This window comes from Brenneria izbisi (assembly GCF_025840185.1).
Taxonomy (GTDB): domain Bacteria; phylum Pseudomonadota; class Gammaproteobacteria; order Enterobacterales; family Enterobacteriaceae; genus Brenneria; species Brenneria izbisi.
The window spans coordinates 18,465-36,365 of the sequence record NZ_JAMPJU010000007.1 but is presented as its reverse complement, the minus strand read 5'-3'; the positions used below and the strand labels follow the sequence as shown (position 1 = coordinate 36,365).

20 protein-coding genes are annotated in these 17,901 nt (G+C 45.4%); 3 read left to right on the top strand and 17 right to left on the bottom strand.

Going from position 1 to position 17,901, the window contains the following annotated elements; all coding sequences use genetic code 11:
* Positions 1-18 precede the first annotated feature (18 nt).
* The 8 genes from NC856_RS10660 to NC856_RS10625 form a co-directional block, all read right to left on the bottom strand.
* Positions 19-504, bottom strand: coding sequence for a hypothetical protein (locus tag NC856_RS10660; RefSeq protein WP_264090416.1), 486 nt, complete (start codon positions 502-504; stop codon positions 19-21).
* Positions 505-577: 73 nt separating this feature from the next.
* Entirely contained in the window at positions 578-850 is a 273-nt protein-coding gene (locus NC856_RS10655; RefSeq protein ID WP_264090415.1) for a hypothetical protein, read from the bottom strand.
* Positions 847-1,290 (bottom strand): hypothetical protein, encoded by a 444-nt coding sequence (locus tag NC856_RS10650; RefSeq protein WP_264090414.1) that lies wholly within the window; start codon positions 1,288-1,290, stop codon positions 847-849. Before NC856_RS10650 ends, NC856_RS10655 begins: the two co-directional genes overlap by 4 nt.
* A gap of 17 nt (positions 1,291-1,307) precedes the next feature.
* Positions 1,308-1,526, bottom strand: coding sequence for a hypothetical protein (locus NC856_RS10645; protein ID WP_264090413.1), 219 nt, complete (start codon positions 1,524-1,526; stop codon positions 1,308-1,310).
* A 311-nt stretch (positions 1,527-1,837) separates the two neighbouring features.
* A complete protein-coding gene (locus tag NC856_RS10640; protein ID WP_264090412.1) occupies positions 1,838-2,353 on the bottom strand; it encodes a hypothetical protein in 516 nt (171 codons plus the stop codon).
* A 91-nt stretch (positions 2,354-2,444) separates the two neighbouring features.
* Complete coding sequence (locus tag NC856_RS10635) at positions 2,445-2,918, bottom strand: hypothetical protein (protein WP_264090411.1); 474 nt, start codon at positions 2,916-2,918, stop codon at positions 2,445-2,447.
* A gap of 82 nt (positions 2,919-3,000) precedes the next feature.
* Positions 3,001-3,336 (bottom strand): hypothetical protein, encoded by a 336-nt coding sequence (locus NC856_RS10630; RefSeq protein WP_264090410.1) that lies wholly within the window; start codon positions 3,334-3,336, stop codon positions 3,001-3,003.
* Between the two features lie 481 nt (positions 3,337-3,817).
* Entirely contained in the window at positions 3,818-4,705 is an 888-nt protein-coding gene (locus NC856_RS10625; RefSeq protein WP_264090409.1) for an integrase domain-containing protein, read from the bottom strand.
* 924 nt (positions 4,706-5,629) lie between these two features.
* On the opposite strand from NC856_RS10625, the gene NC856_RS10620 reads away from it, so the two are divergent.
* Positions 5,630-6,250 carry a hypothetical protein gene (locus NC856_RS10620; protein WP_264090408.1) on the top strand — a complete coding sequence of 207 codons (621 nt, stop codon included), beginning with the start codon at positions 5,630-5,632 and terminating at the stop codon, positions 6,248-6,250.
* 150 nt (positions 6,251-6,400) lie between these two features.
* On the opposite strand, the gene NC856_RS17840 is transcribed toward NC856_RS10620, so the two are convergent.
* Positions 6,401-6,775 (bottom strand): zinc-finger-containing protein, encoded by a 375-nt coding sequence (locus tag NC856_RS17840; protein WP_404802326.1) that lies wholly within the window; start codon positions 6,773-6,775, stop codon positions 6,401-6,403.
* A gap of 99 nt (positions 6,776-6,874) precedes the next feature.
* Positions 6,875-7,123: a phage integrase N-terminal domain-containing protein gene (locus NC856_RS10615; protein ID WP_264090407.1), complete on the bottom strand. Its 249-nt coding sequence runs from the start codon at positions 7,121-7,123 to the stop codon at positions 6,875-6,877.
* Between the two features lie 105 nt (positions 7,124-7,228).
* Here NC856_RS10615 and NC856_RS10610 point away from each other — a divergent pair, with 105 nt between their 5' ends.
* On the top strand, positions 7,229-7,501 hold the full coding sequence (locus tag NC856_RS10610; RefSeq protein WP_264090406.1) for a hypothetical protein: 273 nt from the start codon (positions 7,229-7,231) through the stop codon (positions 7,499-7,501).
* Positions 7,502-7,553: 52 nt separating this feature from the next.
* On the opposite strand, the gene NC856_RS10605 is transcribed toward NC856_RS10610, so the two are convergent.
* From NC856_RS10605 to NC856_RS10575, 7 genes are all read right to left on the bottom strand, one after another.
* On the bottom strand, positions 7,554-9,089 hold the full coding sequence (locus NC856_RS10605; RefSeq protein WP_264090405.1) for a conjugal transfer protein TraG N-terminal domain-containing protein: 1,536 nt from the start codon (positions 9,087-9,089) through the stop codon (positions 7,554-7,556).
* A 9-nt stretch (positions 9,090-9,098) separates the two neighbouring features.
* The gene (locus NC856_RS10600; protein ID WP_264090404.1) at positions 9,099-9,443 is read right to left on the bottom strand and encodes a hypothetical protein; all 345 of its coding nucleotides are present in this window, start codon (positions 9,441-9,443) and stop codon (positions 9,099-9,101) included.
* A gap of 2 nt (positions 9,444-9,445) precedes the next feature.
* A complete protein-coding gene (locus NC856_RS10595; RefSeq protein WP_103157497.1) occupies positions 9,446-10,873 on the bottom strand; it encodes an integrating conjugative element protein in 1,428 nt (475 codons plus the stop codon).
* Between the two features lie 15 nt (positions 10,874-10,888).
* Positions 10,889-11,857 carry a TIGR03756 family integrating conjugative element protein gene (locus NC856_RS10590; RefSeq protein WP_264090403.1) on the bottom strand — a complete coding sequence of 323 codons (969 nt, stop codon included), beginning with the start codon at positions 11,855-11,857 and terminating at the stop codon, positions 10,889-10,891.
* A complete protein-coding gene (locus NC856_RS10585) occupies positions 11,854-12,258 on the bottom strand; it encodes a TIGR03757 family integrating conjugative element protein (RefSeq protein WP_264090402.1) in 405 nt (134 codons plus the stop codon). The genes NC856_RS10590 and NC856_RS10585 overlap by 4 nt, the downstream gene beginning before the upstream one ends.
* A 301-nt stretch (positions 12,259-12,559) precedes the next feature.
* Positions 12,560-14,710 carry a hypothetical protein gene (locus NC856_RS10580; RefSeq protein WP_264090401.1) on the bottom strand — a complete coding sequence of 717 codons (2,151 nt, stop codon included), beginning with the start codon at positions 14,708-14,710 and terminating at the stop codon, positions 12,560-12,562.
* Between the two features lie 283 nt (positions 14,711-14,993).
* Positions 14,994-17,363, bottom strand: coding sequence for an ATP-binding protein (locus NC856_RS10575; protein WP_264090400.1), 2,370 nt, complete (start codon positions 17,361-17,363; stop codon positions 14,994-14,996).
* A 189-nt stretch (positions 17,364-17,552) separates the two neighbouring features.
* Between NC856_RS10575 and NC856_RS10570 the strand changes: the two genes are divergently transcribed.
* Positions 17,553-17,780: a hypothetical protein gene (locus NC856_RS10570; protein WP_264090399.1), complete on the top strand. Its 228-nt coding sequence runs from the start codon at positions 17,553-17,555 to the stop codon at positions 17,778-17,780.
* Positions 17,781-17,901 lie beyond the last annotated feature (121 nt).

The following is a 17,901-nucleotide window of genomic DNA, read 5'->3' as shown; positions in this document are numbered from 1 at the left end:
AACAGCCCTCGGGAAAAATCAAAGTAAAGACGTAAACAGTTGCAGAACTGCACGGCCGGCAATCAATGCCTGCTGGCACCACAGATCAAATTGCGCCTGGTGTAAATGGGCCCAGACGACCCCGGACGTTATTATCCCCGTCACCGACATGGCCAACAGGAAGCGATTACGCCGGCGGCGAAACTGCGCTTCTTTCTCCGCGACCTGGGTGTGCAGAAATAGTCCCAGCGTTTGCAGTTCGGCAAAACGGCTGAACTCTTCACGCCGCAACGCATCACAAGCCGCATCATAACGTTCCAGTTCTGCCGGATGGCGCTGCTCAAGAAAACGCCGATAGCCGCCGTCCCTCAGCGTGTGATAGTGCCGGTCAAACTCCGCCTGCAACCAGTCATAGAAACGGTTACGGGTGCGTTCGATGGCGCTAGGTTCACGAGTCAGTGACTGCATCGCCTGCCGGGTCGCCTGCGCGCTATCATGGTTTTCATTGACGGTAAGTAGACTCATTGTGGGCTCCTCAGAAAAATAAAGACGGGTCCACCCCTGCGGGTTTCCCCGTCAGGGTTAATGAATAACTGTGTTAATTTGTCAGATTGATATGAACAACACCGTCCGCATGCCGTAGGTGAAACTGCTGCCATAACGGCGTCGTCACACTACCGTCACCGGGTAAACAAAAAAAACCGGTCGTTATTTCTGAACGCGTACTGGCGGCCAACGTTTTCAACGCAAGGCGAACCAGACGGTGAAGCCGTTCTGTCTCACATGACGGATCCGGCCTAAATGTAACCAGACGCGCCCATGCATCCTCATTGATGACAACGGCCGGAGATGACTGTTCTCCATTCATCATGCGGCTTCATCCTGATGCGGAGCCGAAATCGTCACGACAGCGGGCATCCGTTCTGACCGTTCTGACTTGGAACGTTGACGCATGTTGCGTAACAATTTCTGATGCATCGCTAACGCGATATCAATGGCTTCGTCTTCATTCTCCAAATAGCGTTCACCGTAAAAAGGGTGTGCGGCTTCCTCGTTGAAGTACAACAGTTCAACACCTGGCTTATAACCGTGGTGATGCCTCAGTACAACAGCGCGACCGCAACATTGGTGATCGTCAGCTAACAGCCATTTGCCGGTATACGTTATTCGACAAACCGATGATTCCGTTTGTTGAGAGCGTTGCCGCCATACCTGATAGAGCCAGACAAGGGCGCGGGCAAATAACTTGCACGTCCAGCGCAGGATGAACCACAACCCCGTGGACAGTACAATGAGTATGTGTAAAGGCATTGGCATAACAGATCCTCTCAGTGAGTCAACCCGCGAAGTAGCAGGACAAGCGTCAAAAGCACCAGGGAACCGGCCACCTTTAACAACGTGAGATAACCGAGCAATTTCAGCAATGCATTGCGGTCACGCCGAAAACACTCTCGGCGTATTAACTGGCACAATGCGTCTTCCTGCTCTTGGGTAAACGATGCACTCCCAGCCAGTTGCGTGGGGGTATTTTGAGTAACGTGGGACATGAACTCTCCTTCAGGTGGTAAATAAAAAGGGAGAGTCATCCCATGGGAGAGGACTCTCCCCGCGGGGTAACGTCTAATTAGACGAAAGTGTTTATCGAGTTATAACCAGCCACGTTTAGCGAACGACACCATTTCACCGTGGCCAACTACAACGTGATTCACGATCGGAGTAAACAGTGCAGTTAGATGAGATTAATTCGCGCATAAAAGACCTTTTACGGGCGAATGCTTTCCCCCACGTGGCGGAAAGCATTCGCCACTGGGGGAAAGGTAAAATTATCGTGGACCGATAATTGATGTAAAACAGCTTATTAGTGCGTCAAACAGCCTTCAGATTGAAATTTGCATGCCTTCCGTATGTTCTGGACAAGCTCAGCACACAGTGATGAGTTTGCAGCATATGATGATTTTTTCGCCTGTTTAACCACAAAACGCGATTCTTTCAAAATCTTTTTCAACTCAGCCAAGGGCAGGCAGTGAAGTTCAAAGAGGATTTTAGCCCCCATAATTTGACCTTCGATGTCAGCAAGTGTAACCAGCAGTTCTGTACGAGAATTGAGGCCCAGAAAATCCTCAACATACATATCAGCAGCAAGTTGGTCATATTTTTCATGGTCGTAGCTGTCATAATCGTCGCGTTCATCATCTGAGAAATGATAACCACACGAACAGTTATAACTTTTTTGTTGATTGATAGTGCCACTGTGGCAACTCTCGTAATAATGAATGCTCACACTTTTACCACATGCATCGCACTCACCGTCGACGTATTCGCTTTCAAGCGTATACCCAGGTTCAACACTATTGCCATAAACGACTTGTGTCATAGATAAATCCTCTCTTCTAAATTCGAGTTGAAAGGGATTTATCCCCAATGGGATAAATCCCGCATGGGTTAAGTCACAATATGGCGTTCAGTCAGTAGAACGTTCGACCGTCATACCAGTTGCGATCGATATCTGAACCGAGCGCATAAAGGTAATAATCAATCAGCCAGATGCTGGCATCAGGGCTCTCAAGTACTTTCGCTGCATCTTTCAACCCCTGCTTGAAATAGAGTTGCCAGAAAATAGCATCAACAGAGAGGCCTAGTTTGAGAACATCTGTGAGGTATTTTTCGATAAATATGGGTGGCAACAGATTCAGCCCGATAATTTCACCGATCTGTCGTGCAACCCACGCTATCGCTTTCTGGTTAAGCGTCATCATCGCTAAGTCATCCCAGTCCATCGTATCGATGCCGAGACGCATGAGCGCAGTCGCTTTCATCAATACAGACTCAATGTCAGAGACGACTCTGATGAGGTCTGTTGTGGAGCGTTGTAAAAATTCGTCATCACGTCGCAGAATTGCCAGACGAGAGACGAAAGGTTTCGTGTTGAAGTCGTACATTGATAAATCCTTTTTTCAGATCAAAACGAAAAGGGATTTATCTCCCATACGGGGATAGATCCCCATGTGGGTAGGAGTTAAATTACTTGAATCGGTAACGCAGCGTTGCCAGTTCTTTAGCTAGAGATTCTCCAGCTTGTAACGCTAGGCGATCGTTAATAAAAGCTTCGTGTGGCGTCTTTAAATGTTCAAATCGGTAGTTACCTGGATGGGTTCCAGTACGCGCACAAATGCGAAAATACCAAAACCCATCAGTATCTCGTTCAACCTGAGCTTGAAAACTCATGTTTCGTGATCGATTCGTGATCCAATCGGATTCAACAAATGTTGGGGAACATTTAAGAAAATGCATTCGCCCCAGTAAAGCAGAGACTGCTTTACCAAAAACCATCAAACGTAGAGTAGTTAAAGTTTGCATCATGTTCTCCAAATGAAAAACGGAGAACATTTCTGCCCACACGGGAAGAAATCTTCCCCGCACGGGTGGTTGTCAACTGTAGAACGAGTCGACGCTAGACTGAAAAGTGAATGGCAAAGAGCCAATTGTGTGAAGTGAGCCTTAACCGATAATTTTCGGTCTCTGTTTTCAAAGGTTAAACAGATTTTCGTTGCCGCTCGAAAGCGCCATCTCCCAGGCTAATGATGGCATTGGCATGTGATTACCCGAAGGCGTTCCTCTCAAATCACCGGAACATTGGCAGTTGTCAGAGACAACGGTTTGCAAAGTAATCGTACACAAAATCTTCTACGTCGACAAGCCCATACAACGCTCTAAATAACTTCGCATATTTATGCTTAACATATATATCGATTACATACATAGAAATGACTTGGTTATGTGTATTATTACCCTCATAGTTTTTCATAAAATTAATTTCCTAAATTAATATAGATTGGAGTTATTCTTGGTCAACTTTGTTATAGACGCGAGCAACATAATGCCCTCTACCATCGCCATGGCCTAGATCCATAGAAGCTAATGCTTCAGCCTCTTTTTGGCTAAAGCCATTTTTAATATGAAGATTGGTTACATCGTTAGTATACGCATATCGAAGGCTATGAGGTGCATACTTACCAACAAGTCCAACTCCTCTTACAATATTACGGTATTTTTCAATAGCCAAATGTAATGCAGTACTATCAATCAAACGATCGTTATTCTTACTAGATATACTGATTGCATTATTTACTGCAATTATTAACCTTTCTCTATCGAGAATAGTGGTATCTCTAGGTCTCCCCCCTTTCGTTCCGAAAACCACACGCACTTTCTCATCACCTCTTTGTAAAGCCTTCTGCCATGTTTTAAGTGATTTAACAGACTGAATAGCCTCTTCATTACGTAAACCAAGAAGTCGTGATAATTCCATTACAGCAGCTGCACCTTGATCAACAATTTTAACTTTTTCCAAAACACTTTCATATACACTATCAGGTATAGCCACTTTCGTCCCGTCTCTGCTGGCTCCGGAAATACCCAATGCCCGGTTATTTAACGTTTCATGTTCTGGATTAGCCATGATCGTTTTACCACACTCGCGTAAAATACAACGTATCGCAGACATCTCATTTTGCAGAGTCCGTATAGATATATTTTCTAGACGTCGACTCTTTATATACATCTCGACGTGTTTTGGTTTGATATTTTTAGCATCACGAATTTGAATATTTAAGCTTCTCAACCTGTCTGCAACGCGATCTGCAATTTTCATACGGTCATGAACGGTCTTGAAACTTCCGCCGCCATGCCGAGCCAGAGTTACCAGGCTTTTATTTAATTTGGCCATATAGCCCTCCTGTTCGGATGAGGTGAGTCAGGTATTCCGTCCGTGTGAACGGAATACCTGACTCACCGGGAACACCTAACTACCAATTCCCTGAAACATTTCATCCTCGATGGCACGGTTTGGTTTTGCGCTTCCTGCGTCTCAGCAGACATCTGTGCATCGAGGGGCGAAATGTTCAACTCATGCGAGATACCATGGGTGTTCCCCATTTGCAGCTTATGCTGGCCTGACTTTCGTCAGCCTATCTCCACACGCCAGAATTACTGGCGTCGCCATCGATGTCGTGCTGATTACCTCCTATTAACTAACTGAAATGTCCTCATGATGATGTCCTTCATACACTCGGATTGGTTGTTGAATTAATGACCATTAACGGTTGTTCGACGTTTATACGTCCGTAAAACCATTACTACGTGCTGGTCAGATGGTATAGAAACTGTCTATCGGGCAGTGCGTAAGCTCTGACCGTATACGCGCTGCGCGCGTCACTTGGTATTCGCGATGCTCATACACAAGTGACGCGCGCATACTTCTGCTCTCAATCCGGACGTGGAAGATGCCAAATGTTCCAATTGGCATAACCACGTGTCGAAAAGTTCGCAGCCAGTAAGCAAAGCAAAAAAAGCCTTAAAGACGTAATGACGTTAGTACGCAGACATCAAGAAGTCTGCTAAAGAAGCGCCTGCATATCGCAAGACGTAAAGTTTGAAGTGAGCCTTAACCGTTACCGGCCCCTGTTTTCAAAGGTTAAACAGGTTTACCGCCCGCAGGCGTCATCTCTCAGGTCATGATGACATTGGCAATGTGATCACCCGAAGGCGTCCCTCTCTGATCACCAGGACATTGGCATGTTGCATTCGAGCAACGGTACAACGCGTGTATAGTAGATCCGATTAGTTAACGAGATCAACAGGAGATCTTCAGATGGACCGCGTTGTCGCCCCTAATATGTGTAGATACATCTCAGTAAAATATGAAAAAAAGCTAACCAGTTTTGCTAACAAAATAAATATATCAAAAGAAACGCTAAAAAAAATCATTGGCTCATTAGTAGCTATGCTGGCATCACATTTAATAACCCTACCAATAATATCTTATGTCATGCTAATAAACTTCATGAGAGAAAACAAAATATTAAGCTATGAACTGATAAATGAACTATATCTCTCAAACAAGCAATTCATATTAATGACAACTTTCTACATAGTACTTCACGCTATTGTTCATCTGACCGAAAAAACCTCAAGCATAATACTTCTACACGGAATGCTAATCATTTTCGTTTCAAGCGTGTGTGTTATGCCAAATAATTTCGCCTCACGATTATTTTCTATTGGATTACAAGAATTTTCAGTTGGAGGGAATATTCCAGCAACAATATACCACCAGTCAGCAAGATTTGGTGAGAATGTAAAAATCATACTTCATACACCAAAAACACTATTTTTCAGGAAAGGAAATGTTGTAGGTTTAATTCCTGGTGATAAAATCAATATGATAGTTTATCGTAATAAAACTGTTAATAAGGAAAACACTCGTAATTAAAGAATCAGTTATCCACATACCCACCGGGAAAGTCGGCTCGACTCTCGCCGACCGCTCCCGTTCGCCAGCCCCCTTGGTTGGGGCTCGCTCACTGGCTTATTTCCCCGTGGATATGTGGATAACTGACAGCATAAACGTATAAGAAATGAATTAATTATTCAAAGGAATCTTATTGGATTGCAATACTTTAATAGCTCTTTGACATAACTCAACATCAAATAACCCAATATGGCAGCGGTGTAAGGGAATATTCAATTTTCTTGCAAGCCAAACATATCCATCTTCTCTCTGGATACCTGCATTTTTCCACGTGGGATCGAATAACCAATGTACCTTTCTACGCAACTGCCTGAGTTCTTCATTCGCTAACGTACCAAGAGGCCTTCCTTGCCCTTTATGACATCCAGAATATGCCTTGCATTGCGGGCATATCCAATAGAACTGCTCTGCCAGCTCAGCCCGATGAGGGTAAATTTCGCAGCCTTTCACCAATGAAGCGGAACAATTGCAATAGGGGCATATCACCTCAGGGCGAGAGCCAGCGATACCCAAAGCTTGTGGATTTAATCGTGGATGCTCTGGATCTGCTTTAACAGACTGCCCTGCTTCCGCAAGAATAGCCTGTTAGGCAGATAGCTCCCGTTGCAACACAACCGCTTTTACGCCCTGGTGATAGCGATAAGTAAAGTACCTTTCAATATATTTTATTTTGACATTATTTATGTGGTGGAGATTTATTCCACTGGCTCTCATGAATTTGATGAACTCCCGGGCAATACACCTGCGAAACCAGATTTCTTGTTCGCTTCCCTGGGATGAATTGGCCAATCCAATGAATCGTTGCCGAAAAATAGCCGCCTTGCTCTTAGCCATGTCTCCTCTTTTAATTTATTGTTTTATATACCATCATGGCAATTGCGGTCAAAAAACACGCATGGTACAATTAATTAGGCATTTTTTTTATCCGAGGATGAGGATATGAGCAAAGACGGATTTAACACAGATGACATCGACAGCATTGTTGCTCGTTGCAGCAAACGCCGTCACATTGATGAGAGCGACCTAAAGCGTAAGACTCTGGAAACAGGTGCGCTACCCAGCGCGACTCACGATGCAGGTGTTATTGTCCTATCATCCATTGCTTCTGTTCTCGCAGATTCCCCTCAAAAGAGTAAACGCAGCGATCGTTTAGAAGAAGAATGGGAAGAAAGAGAACGTACGCGAAAATTTTACTATTATTACCATAACTAAAAAATGTGGCTGAATGCAGTTTATGAACATTGCAGCCACATCATTTCTTATCTTATTTACCGATTCCTTTAATTGCACCAGTAGCTTTATCTGTAACCACACCTTGAGCTTCCCGGCCGGCTTTCTCTCCAGCTTGTTGCGCTGGCGCGCTACCACTCTCAAGTCCAGCTTGAAAACCACTTCCTAAGTTAGTGCCAATCCAGCTAAACATCCCGATCCAAAACATCGGGAAAACGATATACATCATTCCCAAAACAAGATTCGTGGTCCAACCATCTCTTGTTGAGCTCATGAAATCCGCAAATGGGACACTACTGGATAACCCCTGAGTCGCCATACCGTCATAAAGAATGGTGATCAACTTGTCATCGAGCCAACCCGCCAGTTCCCACCAAAATGTAATAAACATCAGTGCGAAAAACACAAACGAGATCGTTATCACCGTCTTAGGTTCATAGGCACTGAACATCATCAGGACTGGTATCACAATAATGACCATCATTTCCAGCAACGCCTGGATCATCGGAAGTGATTGCTTCAAGGCATCAAATCCAGGTAGTGCCTCCGCTTGCTTTAACCCAAGACCAACGGTAGATACTAGACGAGTCACATTTCCAACGATTCCAGTAGTACTGTCATTACCGCTAACAGCATAAGAATCACCACTGCTGGAAAGCGCCACATTTCGGGGGCTAACCAACCAACGTAATGCCATCTCTTCCCATTTATCAGGGAAGTTATATCGCATATTTTTTTTGGTACTGTCATCGATATTGGTCATCACCCGACTCTTCAGCCCATTATCACCATCAGACCACCATTGCTTACAGGTTGGATATCCTCCGCGACCGACGTCGGTATATCCACTGTCTCGCTGGCTGTCATACGGCCATTGGCTGCGTGGCTCTGTCGATGTGTAAGTATCGTAATAGCCAGGCGTATTCAGAAAATAGCTGCTGCCTATCCAGCCCACCGAGTTAATCGTCGCATCGCTTAACTGGCTGTTTGTGCTCTTCAGTCGAAAATAACTCCGGGCATAGCATTGGTCTGCAAATGCCTGGATTTCATCCAATAACACAGGGTCTCGCAGCTTGGTATTCTGCACTTCGAAACGTAATTGACGCAGATTATTGCCACAGGGGATTGACGCTATCATTGCCTGCGTCGTTCCCTTCGATACCAGGTGCAACATATACCACCATACCGGTACCTCAGCCGTTCTGCCATCAAAGTCATTCACCAGTCCTCTGTAACCAGAGTTCTGCGGCGACGGCACGTTTATGCCACACTGTTTCGCCCGGGAACTGTCAAACTTAATCGCGTTGATATCGACTGGCAGCAGTGGAATGCAACAAAACAGCATCATACAAAACGCAATGTAAAGAGCATGCTCCATCCGTGGTAAGGCCAGTATGCCCTTGTTTCCTTCATCAGCCCCCTCTTCCCTCACCTTCAGCCAGATACCTAGCACTTTAAACACCAACGGCAAAGCAAAGAGCCCGGTACTGAGCAGTATGTCCCAGAAGGCGTTATTCAATATCCAGCCAAAAAGCACCAGAAAATATTCAAGAAAACTATTCGCTGTCACTATCGCTCCTTATGCCACTAAGGCGCGTAAGTTGACCAGCTCGATGAAGAGTAAGAAGCCAGCGGCCAACCATTCCAGTCGCCTTAAATAAGCTGGCGATGCAGTGGCAGCAATGAGCCTGGGAAGAACAGCATAAAACCATAGCCACGCCAGTCCGGTGTACACCATGATGCGCCAGGCCAGCAAGATATAACGACTATCATGCAACCAGCCTTTTATGCCCTGACCATCCGGATCGTTCTCAAACAGCACGGCAGCCAGCAGCATCAATAGCGTGATAAGTAACAACCAGGTAATGAAGATCAGTAGATGGCGCCGCCAATAGCCATAACGTTTGGTCTTAGAGTTCGCCACGGTCACTGCCCTCCCTGATTCTGGCTCAATCCATTAAAGCCCTGGTCCTGACTCCCGCTCTTTTGCTGGAACCGGTTGCCTTGATTGCGAACTCCCTGACGCTCCAACGTGGTCAGCAAGCTGTTATTGCTAATGGCTTTACGAATATCCATTTCGTTTTTCAATGCAGCCAATTCCCTGTCCAGGGCATCAATACGCCGGTCACCTTCAGCCAGCGCTTCTGGTTGATCGGCTGCATTCGGTTCGGATTGTCCAGTGGTCAGCATCCTGCGCATTGTCAGTGCGGTTTCAACGGTATCCGACATCGCCAGTTCACCGGCTAAACGCTGAATGAGTGCGCTATTGTCCGGATCATCTTTCAGGGACTGGATAACGCTACGCGTCACAACCATGCTGCCTGTTTTGAGCTTGGCCAGGTTGCTTGCCGTCGGCGCTTCCGCACCGCCAACCAGTTTTACCAACTGTTCCGTATTTTCTTTTGTTGCCTCTTCCAGCATTGGGGAGAATCCCGTGCCGGCAACACTGCTCCCGGGCTCGTTCTCCACACCTCCACTTGAACACTGGCTGGCATCCCGGCAGGTACGAATAGAACGATCGCCGAGCACCTTGACTACCGCTTCAGCCGCTTTTTCAGAAGAAGGGAAACGCTGGCATGACGTACCATTGCAGCTTGATGAGCTAACACTGCTGTTACTCGTCACTGGCAGGTTGTTCATCATATTGAAGCCTGCTTTCGCCAAATCCCGGGTGGGTCTGATAGCTGTCTGTCCCTTTCCTCCGCGTTTTTGGCCACCAATCCAGGTTGCCCCTTCTTCCCCTGTTGCTTTCTGCAACTTCTGGTCACTACTGACTGCATCGCCGTTACTGGATGCCACAATATCCTTGTATTCCTCAACAACCGCCGCCTGAGTCCATTTGTTACCCACGGTATAATCGGCCATTTTGTTGGCCATGCTCTGGCAACTCAGTTTGGCCTTGTCGAAGCTGAGTCCGGCCTGCAACACGCCATTGGTCAGCATTTCATACAGCGCAGGATTGGCTCGCTGGATGACCATCGCCGGCATACTGGCTACCGCACCGGTAGCGCCCTGAATAACGGTTCCCATCAGATCCTTAAAACCACTGGTAATACCGTTAAGCTGATTACCGACCGTCGTTTTCATATCGAAATTACCGCACATCAGGTCACTGCTCCAACCGCCGGTAACGCCCAGACGCGTCATGCTGTTTCGTGATGACGGAGGAGATATCACCGTACCGCCACCGATCGAATAGAACAGCCCGTCACTGACAGCACCGCTGACAGATGCCCCAGATGGTGAAGTAGTAATTTCCGCTCCTACATGAGTTGCAGTGCCGAGGATCGTGATGGCCAGAATGCCGGATAAAATAGAGACGGACGGGGAATAGCGCGTTTGCTGTGTTTTCATTGGTATTCTGCCTGCTTAAAAATCGGAGCTGTAAAGGAAAGTCTGGCCACGCCGTTTGCAACAGCTATAGGGTTGCCACAATGCCCAGGCATACTGGCCATTCTGTGCAACGGCACCACTGTCAGGAAAAACCGCACATGAATTGGATAACTGAGGGGATAAGCGCTGCCATTTATGATTTTGCGTCCCGGTATTTTCACGAACCGGGTCAGGAGGCCAGTAGCCAGGAGAACGTTGTCCAACCAGAGGTTGATAGACATGAAGCTGCCCATTGCGCGTAATGACATCAGCAACACGCTGTGCGACTAAAGCAGCAGACTTATACCCGTCATGCTGCGTTACAAATCCACTACGTGGATAAACATTCCCCCACATATTCGCTGATGCCTGGCTCCCTAGTTCACGTTGCCCGGGGATCAATGCTTCAGGATAAAGCGATTCAGGAATACCGCTGCGCCAGACCAGCGCATCAAGTGAGCTCATAAAGTACGGAATGAACGGCGTGGCAGCCGTCTGGCATGAATAGCCAGGCACCATACCGCCGATCGCTGAGGTTGCAGGATGACCATACGCATCTGCATAGTAGAAATGGAGATTTTTCTTGCGTAACCCTGGCGCTTTCAGTTCCTGATTTCCGCCGCCAGTCGCAACGCCGGATAGTGAGCCGACAAGCGCACTTTCACCACTTCCCGCGGCCTGGCTCACTGTCGCCATTTCTACCCAGGGATTTTCTCCCTCATTGGCGTAGGCAGAAACCACCGCTTCAGGAATAAAGTGTTCCACTTTTACCGACGTCTTAATCGAGCAACCAAATGGGGTACAAAGGAGCCAGTAACAAATCCCTTTTACACGCCAGCTAATACAAGACACCGATGTTGCACTGGCCATCAGACTGGCGGTATTGACACTGGCGGTACATAAGCCACTGCCGGTGAGCAAGACAGCCAAAAGCAGTCGCCGACTACGAGGAGAAGAAAGTTTCACGGCTTCGCCTCCTGCACGTTCGTCAGGTATTGACGAGCCTGGTTGATATCGGTGGTACCGTACACCACCCAGCGATCATCAAACACAATGGCCGGGTATTTTTTTACGCCCAATGACCATGCCCGGACAACGCCCTGGTAAGCATCCTGAATCTTTTGCTGTTGTTGAATAAAGGCAGGCGATCCCACAATCTCTCGCGCTTGTTTTTCAGCCTGCTTAGCGTCAGTGGGCAACTGACCAAACAGATCCTGCTCTGCTTTTGCAACCGCATCGAGATAAATAACGGGGATATCTGAAGACACTGAGGAAACGGGGTGCGTGCTGTCGGTATAAATCACCGTGCCGGCGAATGCGTTCAAAGCAAAACACATGACCGGCAGCACGCTGATAACTCTTATCATAGTGAACACTCCTTAGGCAGATACTCGTCTAAGGTGCGATCATCAATGCAATACGTCAGTAAACAACTCTATATTGAATAGTGAAATTTTGCAGAGCTAGCAATTGTTGACATCGATAAGTTGTATTAGCTCAGACTTGAGCTAGCAGGTTTCGTAGGCAGAACACAACCAAATTTGACTGTCAGGTTTGAGCGAGAAGCAGACGTAGCTGTTTTATTAGCTAGAATTGAAAAAGACACCTTCATTTGAAGGTGTCTTTTATTAAGTATAGTATTACTAATTAACATTATTTAAGCTGGCATTATTCACTGTCTTCTTCATTATGTATAACAATTCCTTTAGTTCTTAAGAACTCATCAACCTTTTTGTTTAACTCGCTATCTTCATCTTCAAAGCTCACATCATTATCATCTAATTCAGATATTAAATTGCTTTTAAATGTTTCAAAGTCGCGCTTAAACTCCCAGTTCTGGAATTGTTCAGAGGCATAACTAATTACTCTGTCAATTATTCTTGCTCCAATTGATAATGTTTTTGTACTTGACACAGCTAAAGAATGCACAAGTGAAAAGTATTGTGTGTCTGATAATGATTGCGATGATGCTGTTATATCCAGAAATTTATAAGGAGATACAACCCATCCGGAGTGACGCGCTTCTTTGCTAACTTTTATCATAGCATTGTCAAAAGTTAAGATTATCCAGTGAGCATTCAAATCAGTTATTTCGTTATGGGTGAATTGTAAAGCCCATAAATCGTGATCCATAAGATAAGGCGATTTAGTTTGGTTGCGTGATTCTAGGTGGATGTTATATTCACGCTCAAATTGGACGCAATCCCCATTCTGATAGAATGGCGTGTCTATAAATTGGACGCCTGATTTATTCAAAATTGATTGGATGTCAGTCATAACAACTCTTACCCAATCCTTCCAGCTATTACGTTCAATGAGTACGGCGGAACTAAAGGTTTTTAAATAATCAAAAATATTATCAGGAACCTTAATTCCTTGTATTTTAAGTGCGTAATAATTGGCAATAAAAGCATTTTTTGAGTATTGTAGTTCTTCGGGGTTCTCATAACCTTGTAGGAATGCATATTTTCGAGCCTTTAACAAATGAGAGGCGCACTCGTTAATATAATAAAATGGTATAAAAGGTATTGCATCTAGTTTCAATGCGCGTCTTATGGCTTTTTTACTTATATTATAAAATCCATCGACATCTCCATTGTATAGGAAAGAACATATCCAATGGATAGCTACTGTAGGTTCGACTAATATTTTAAAATCACTCCACCTACTTGCTCCTAGAGCTTTTGCAGAGGTTATTGCATTTTTACCTTCTAAGGCCACATATATAGATGCTCTGGCTAATTTGATTATTAGAGGATGATTCGATGCGCTTTCAAGTATAGCTAGAGCAGCTTCATTAGCTTTTTTGTTTGTTAGGCCGGATTTGTTTTTTATATAGTCTCTAATGCTGTTTCTGTCTCTATTTCTGTGATTGAAGAATGACTCAATGCTAATCTTGGCCTTAACATCTGACAAAAGATCAAGCTGGTTTGAAATATATGAATCAGCAATATAAATACTTATTTCTTTTGACTCTTCCAAAGTCCAATTAACTTGAAAGTCTTCACGCATAATATCTATTTGAACTGCAGCGAGATCACTTAGCTCTTTTTCGTAAATTCTTTTTCTAGCTTCGATGTCTTGACTTGATTCTTGAGAAAGTACTATTAATCCTTCGTCAGTACGCTGTAATAGGGATTTTGAGAATAAAGCTCCTATACGTTTCCTTAAATATAAATCTTTATCTGATTCTATATTAAGGAATCTGATAACCTCCTCAACTAATTCATCTTCATGTAGGTTTGTGGAGTCAGATAAAATAAAGAGTATTGTATCATCATATACCCCATCTCGCATGCCTTTGGCTTCATTTGACATCACAGTATAACTATGAAGCGCCATTTCTTTGTAGTCTGGATTACTTTGAAATGATCTGGGAAGGGGATAATTGGTTTGGTCCAAGAATTTATTAAGAAGATTTCCATCGAGTAAAAACTCGGCAATGTGCCTAGCGCTAAAAAAAGAAACTTGAATTTCTAGCTCATCATTGTATTTTCTTTCATACTTTCTGCACTCAACTTCACTAACGTTGTTTGTTGTAAAAAAATAAAATCTTTTAGCTGAAAGCTTTTCAATTGCCTTTAAAACATCACGGCCGAGTTTTTGAGGGATTTTGTCTTTTTGTGTGGTTAGTTGGTATATAGTATTATTTCTAATTCCATCATTAGATACACTTATAAAGTCAGCGCCGCCGTCATTAGCACCATCAACATTTATAGCGTTAATTTTAAAATAATCTTTAAGGACTATTTTACAGGCTACATCAAAGAAATTCTTACTTAGTCCGCGAATATGGTTAACTAAAGTATCGTGATCCATGTATACCCTCTTCAATGACGTTAATTAAATTTTTTTAAATATTCAGCTTCTGTATCTGGAATTATATAGCTACTATATAGGGCTAATATAGCACCATTTTAAGTTTAGTTTTGTACAAGATGTCAGCTTGTAGCGCGTATCGGCCCTTGCTCTGTGCATGTCTGCTCCTGGCACAGAGCGGACTTTCAGATTAGGTTTAGCTATGTACCATAGCTGTGTCAGGCCAAATCTGAGCTAATACACATTATATCCCTACATATACAGCGTCCTAAAATAGCAGTTCTTATTCTTGCTCAGTTCGCCAGCGCAAATAGCTAAGCTCCGCCTGCCAGCCATAGAACCCTGCCGCCGCAGCGTTTCTTTCGATCATCCAGCGTGTTTCTTCAGGATGCATATAAGGTTTCCACTGCTCTGGTATAAGCAGTTCCGGTTCATCATAAGGGTCTTGTTCCTGCTCCCAGCGTTTTTCCTGCCATGCCGCCCGCAAATCATCGTCATCTGATGTTTCGTAATACAGAAAATAAAAAATATCCTCTGTCAGAAGGACTGAATTGATCCCGAGAACAGAGAGCATTCTGGCTCTCTCCTCCTGGTCCTGCTTATGCATATCCAGGTTAACCTGCTCCATAAACTCTTGGTATTCACGGTCATCAATACGTTCCTTCTCCTCTGTCCCCCCAAGCATCCAATCAAGCCACTCGCCTTCATCTTCCACACTTCTCTGTTGGGACTTCCTGATTTCAGAAACGATACCCGCCAACATCACCTCATTCCAATCAGGTTCAGGCCTGGCGCCACACTGTTGCCGTAGTTTCAGGTTAATCAACTGAATCAGCGACGCAGGTTCATCCGGAACAACCTTATTGATCTCTTCACTTATTTTTGTTTCATCGGTGAGCCGGGGTAACCCCCTTTTCTCACGACCGCTGCCAACCCGGTCGACCAGAAAGCGTTCCTGCCAGGCTTTCCCTGCCGCTTTCTTACCCTCACGCTCCATACTGGTGGTGTATTTCATCAGAAAAACGTGCATGTATCGCTGACGCTCTTCCGCCATACGGATGCTGACATCGTGGAAACGTTGATAGAATACTTCATCATGACCACAGTCCATACTGTCCCCTTCATGGGCAATCTCATGCTCCGTCAGGCTAAAGAGGTAACTCGCAGTACGCAATGGATCAGTACGTAATCGCTGAACCACTTTAATATTATAGGCGATATAGCTTTCACCATCCGTCCAGGCTTCAGCTGACGTCGATTCCCCTAACAGGATATGAAAAATTTTTCCACCACGAGTGTAGTTTGCCGAGCGACCTTTACCTCCGGTGCAACGACGGGCATATTGAATCAGGCACCAACGTAACGACCTCCAGGCACGGAGGGTTTCTGCATCCAGCGCATCTTTTTCCCTGACCAGTTGAGTTCGTTCGACAAAAGCATTACTCAGCGTATTGAAATCAATGACAGCAGGCTCAAAGGCTCTCTCGACATACCACATGCTCCGCTCGCTCTGATCGTGCAGGCGTAAGTTATTATGGATCTGAGACAGGCATTCAATAAATTCATCGTTGCTGTAACAACCGAACCGAGTCAGTGTCACGGGGTGCATCACCACCACAATATCGGCGCCGGCCAGCAACTCTCCACGGGGAATATCCTCGCTACGGGCGATGGTGAAACATCCTTCATATCCTCCAGATCGCTGCCACCGGCATTTGTTCAGAAAATCGACCAATGTGAAATGCTTTTTCCCAGGTAATAACGTTATGACCTCTTCATCACGATACAACGTGACCAGTGAGCGACTTCCTGCCATCAGAGAACGTGCTGCATTCTCTCTCCGGGACTCTGTTTTACGGTAGTGCCCAAGCTGATTCGCTAGCGCGGCAGCCAACTCACCAAAGCGTTTAGCGATACCTTGCCATACCGGGCAGGTTTTACGGAGGATCTCTGTTCGGGAGACATTAAGTCCGATAGCACGTTTACTGACGATCAGGCCGCCAACACCCCACATATGTCCGGGATCATGACGTACCAGCACGCCCTGATTATAGATGGATACAGCACCCTCTTCACGTACGCGATACCAGGCGAACTCATCTTCAGCATCCCATTTCTCCGTAGCCGGATTACGGGTGATCAACCGTCCATTGAGCTTTACACGAATCGGGGTATAGCGAACCAAATCGCGGATTTCCTGAATGGCTGACATTAATTCGGCCTCACTCAATGGTTCATACCATTCGCCAGTGATTTGACAGCCAGATAATCCTTCCCCCAGATCGTCCAGATCATAGTGATAACCCAAGAGGCGAGTATCGACATTCATTTGCCAGGACTGTGAGCGCCACAGTGTTCTGGCGTGCGCCATAATCTGCCCACGTCCCAACCGGAAGCGACCATAGGTCGCATCCCCCTCGATATGCGGTGTGCCGAAACGACCGAAGTAATTCACCACATCGTCTCTTGATGCAAAACCATGGCCATCATCGGTACAGGTAAATCCCTCCTGGGACACCGTCAATAATACTGAAGACGCCTGCGCATCAACGCTGTTCATGAGCAGCTCTATCAGGGCTTTTCCCAGGGAACCGGCCTGGCTGTATATAATGTGATGAATAATCTGGGGATCGAGCTCGAAAGGGTATCGCATGAATGTGTCCTCCTTATACGGTGAACAACCATTCTCGATAGCCAGCTACGGGAGAGAAGCAACAACTCTGTTCGAAATATTCACAATTACCGAAAGGAATTATATCCAGCGCAAAATGAGTTTAGCGCTGTAATCCAGGGCAAAAACGGACACAGTATTCCACTGTAAAACCGTGACAGGAAAGCCCACATGACAGACAACAAAAATCCTTCTCAGGCTCACCCGCAGGGGATCGTGTTACCTTCTATCGAGTTACCCGCAACACACTTTGTGATGCAGGACAATCATCATGTATTTTTTGTGTCACTGGAAAACATATTGCTTTGCCTGCAAGAAGCAGAAAAACAGGGCGAAGTCCCTCCTCTGGAAAGCGAATGGTGGATCACGCTTCAGGGGACATACCCTTCCCTGCGTTAGTCGAGACATCTATCAGTAATAAAGCTATCTTTAACAATAAACTCCAAAGTATTTTTTATTTCTCTAAACCGTCCAACGCACTTACCCCTAGTGGACACCCCTATTTTCACCTTGCGGCCAT

Bases quoted from the DNA above. Each gene is read 5' to 3' on its own strand.
- NC856_RS10660 (WP_264090416.1), bottom strand. From the start codon at position 504: ATGAGTCTACTTACCGTCAATGAAAACCATGATAGCGCGCAGGCGACC.
- NC856_RS10655 (WP_264090415.1), bottom strand. From the start codon at position 850: ATGATGAATGGAGAACAGTCATCTCCGGCCGTTGTCATCAATGAGGAT.
- NC856_RS10650 (WP_264090414.1), bottom strand. From the start codon at position 1,290: ATGCCTTTACACATACTCATTGTACTGTCCACGGGGTTGTGGTTCATC.
- NC856_RS10645 (WP_264090413.1), bottom strand. From the start codon at position 1,526: ATGTCCCACGTTACTCAAAATACCCCCACGCAACTGGCTGGGAGTGCA.
- NC856_RS10640 (WP_264090412.1), bottom strand. From the start codon at position 2,353: ATGACACAAGTCGTTTATGGCAATAGTGTTGAACCTGGGTATACGCTT.
- NC856_RS10635 (WP_264090411.1), bottom strand. From the start codon at position 2,918: ATGTACGACTTCAACACGAAACCTTTCGTCTCTCGTCTGGCAATTCTG.
- NC856_RS10630 (WP_264090410.1), bottom strand. From the start codon at position 3,336: ATGCAAACTTTAACTACTCTACGTTTGATGGTTTTTGGTAAAGCAGTC.
- NC856_RS10625 (WP_264090409.1), bottom strand. From the start codon at position 4,705: ATGGCCAAATTAAATAAAAGCCTGGTAACTCTGGCTCGGCATGGCGGC.
- NC856_RS10620 (WP_264090408.1), top strand. From the start codon at position 5,630: ATGGACCGCGTTGTCGCCCCTAATATGTGTAGATACATCTCAGTAAAA.
- NC856_RS10615 (WP_264090407.1), bottom strand. From the start codon at position 7,123: ATGGCTAAGAGCAAGGCGGCTATTTTTCGGCAACGATTCATTGGATTG.
- NC856_RS10610 (WP_264090406.1), top strand. From the start codon at position 7,229: ATGAGCAAAGACGGATTTAACACAGATGACATCGACAGCATTGTTGCT.
- NC856_RS10595 (WP_103157497.1), bottom strand. From the start codon at position 10,873: ATGAAAACACAGCAAACGCGCTATTCCCCGTCCGTCTCTATTTTATCC.
- NC856_RS10585 (WP_264090402.1), bottom strand. From the start codon at position 12,258: ATGATAAGAGTTATCAGCGTGCTGCCGGTCATGTGTTTTGCTTTGAAC.
- NC856_RS10580 (WP_264090401.1), bottom strand. From the start codon at position 14,710: ATGGATCACGATACTTTAGTTAACCATATTCGCGGACTAAGTAAGAAT.
- NC856_RS10575 (WP_264090400.1), bottom strand. From the start codon at position 17,363: ATGCGATACCCTTTCGAGCTCGATCCCCAGATTATTCATCACATTATA.
- NC856_RS10570 (WP_264090399.1), top strand. From the start codon at position 17,553: ATGACAGACAACAAAAATCCTTCTCAGGCTCACCCGCAGGGGATCGTG.